Here is a 1672-nt window from a genome sequence, read left to right as displayed (position 1 = left end):
GCCCTACCTCGGCGACATCGGCACCGAGATCGCGGCCTGCCTCCCCGGCGCGTGGAGCGCCCGACTGGAGATCTACAGCCACCCGCTGTGGCAGGAAGACCTCTGGCCTGCACTGTGGGAGGCCGGCGACCTCTACCGCGCCCTCGTGGAGCACCGCGTCCCGTTCGCGTCCGTGCTGAAGAACGACACCGGTACCGAGCTGCTGCTGATCGAGCGCCCCGGTCACCGCAGCGGCTACCTCCTTGGAGCGCTCACCGAGCACGAGAAGGAGGACCCGCACGATGACCCCACCACGCCGCCCAGCATCGTGCTGCCCGCCGATCCCCACCTGGCCGCGCACGCCGTCACCCATACGTTCCTGCCCGCCTACCAGCGCGCCCTGCACCACCGGGATGTGAACACCGTCCTGAGATCGCTGGAACGTATCCGGGAAGAACACCAGGCCCTCCAGGCGGTCAAGGACTCGGGCCGGTACAGCGACGGCGTCCCGCTCGGCGACTCCCGCCTGATCGCCGGAATGGAACGGGACTTCGCCGACTGGGCCTGGCTCTCCTTCACCGATGTTCTCGACCATGCACCTCTCCTGCTGGCCCGGTGCCGTCCCACGGCCACCCCCTGGCCCCAGGACGCCGCCACGCTGACCCGCCTGCGCGAAGCACTCGCCCACAGCCAGGACGCCTGGAACGAGTGGAACGACACACGGCGCGACCTGTACGCGATCCCCCGGACGCTGCCGGCCCACGAATGGAGCCGGGTCCGGGGCCGGCTCGGCCTCGCCGTCCTGCCCGCGATCGAGACGTGGCTCGCCGACGGCGGAACGTTCGAGCGTCAGGCCCGCGCTGCCGTACCAGGCGGCCCGGCAGTCCTGTCCGCGGCCAGTCCGCATGTGCTCGCCGCCCGCCCAGCGCCGCCGCCCACGCCGTCGGCCGCCTCGGCGCACCGCTGAACGTACCGATAAGGATTCGTCTCTGTCCGAACACTTCCGCTTCACTTCCCATCCCGAGCACGGCTACGTCGCCGAAGCCGACCCTCAGGTCCCCGGCCACCTGGCCGACTGGCTCCTCACCCGCGAGCAGTTCGAGCCCATCCCCGGTGCCTCGGGCCGCTACCGGCTCACCCATCCGCACCACGACGGCCTGCGCCGTGCCCGCCAGGCCGCGCAGGATCTGCGCCGCCTCGGCTACCGGGTGCACACTGCCGCTGCCCTCACCCCTGCCCGGACGCCGGGCCCGCCCCAACCAGGCGTGAACAACGGCCTGTTGGAGCACCGCGCCCGTATCGCGCAGGCCGCGGCCACCAGCTCCCCGCTGAACCCTGCCGCCCCGGCCACGCCCCTCCCCGAGGTCATGCCGCAGACCGCCGCCGTGCCCGGGGGCGGCCGAGCCCGGGCAGCCGGAGGAGGGCGGGGCCGATGAGCGAGGCAGCAATCCGCATCACCCGCGGCCTGGGCGGCGAGGTTGAAGTCGACGGTCCGGTTGACGCCTTCGCCGCGAGCGTCCTGGCCCGTGCCGGATTCGACACCTATCCCATGCTGCGCGGCGTGTGGATCCGCTTGCCGTTCGACCTGGGCCGCCGGTGGGAGAACGAACACGCCGCCTGGGCGGCCGAGATGCTCACCGCCGCCCGCTACACCGTCGACCTCGGCCCCGGCCTGCGCCCCGCCCCGGACTCC

General features: G+C 72.8%; 3 protein-coding genes. All 3 read left to right on the top strand.

All coding sequences use genetic code 11. From position 1 onward, the window contains the following. Positions 1 to 946, top strand: a 946-nt coding sequence (locus AC31A1_RS51075; protein ID WP_489659860.1) for a hypothetical protein, incomplete at its 5' end; no start/stop codon positions are given. Continuing rightward, entirely contained in the window at positions 885 to 1415 is a 531-nt protein-coding gene (locus tag AC31A1_RS51070; protein WP_489659859.1) for a hypothetical protein, read from the top strand. The genes AC31A1_RS51075 and AC31A1_RS51070, both read left to right, overlap by 62 nt. Then, positions 1412 to 1672: hypothetical protein (locus tag AC31A1_RS51065; protein ID WP_489659858.1), on the top strand; the 261-nt coding region annotated here is incomplete at its 3' end. The genes AC31A1_RS51070 and AC31A1_RS51065, both read left to right, overlap by 4 nt.

It is taken from the genome of Streptomyces sp. P5F9, assembly GCF_057961495.1.
This window is presented reverse-complemented; position numbering and strand designations above follow the sequence as displayed.